The sequence below is a fragment of the Streptomyces colwelliae genome (assembly GCF_048158785.1).
Lineage (GTDB): Bacteria > Actinomycetota > Actinomycetes > Streptomycetales > Streptomycetaceae > Streptomyces.
This window is the reverse complement of the sequence record NZ_JBLTJC010001091.1, coordinates 1-380: the sequence shown is the minus strand read 5'-3', so window position 1 is coordinate 380 and position 380 is coordinate 1. Positions and strand designations below refer to the sequence as shown.

1 protein-coding gene is annotated in these 380 nt (G+C 66.3%); it reads left to right on the top strand.

Features of this window, described 5'->3' with window-relative positions; genetic code table 11:
- Window positions 1–58: 58 nt before the first annotated feature.
- Window positions 59–380 (top strand): Crp/Fnr family transcriptional regulator (locus tag ACNFOC_RS55965; protein WP_416966521.1); only part of this gene is annotated, 322 nt, incomplete at its 3' end.

Genomic DNA, 380 nt, shown 5'->3' with positions numbered 1-380 from the left:
ATGAAAGCTTGGGTGACGAAACCTTGGGTGACGAAACGGTGCGTCTGGCTTCGGGATCATGATTTCAGAGGATCAACTGAAGCGCGTCGCCGCCTGGTCGCGTGAGCTGACGCAGGCCGAGATCGAGGTCGCTCGCGCGGGCATGACGGAGCGGTCCTATGGCACCGGAGAGACCGTGTTCATGCGCGGCGACACGTTCGACTATTGGGCCGGCATGGTCTTCGGCCTCGCCCGCATGGGCGGCGTCTCGCGCGACGGCAAGGAGACCAGCCTTGCCGGTCTCACGGCGGGGGCCTGGTTCGGCGAGGGCAGCGTGCTGAAGAACGAGCCGCGCCGCTACGACGTGGTCGCGCTGCGGAATAGCCGCGTCGCGCTGATGG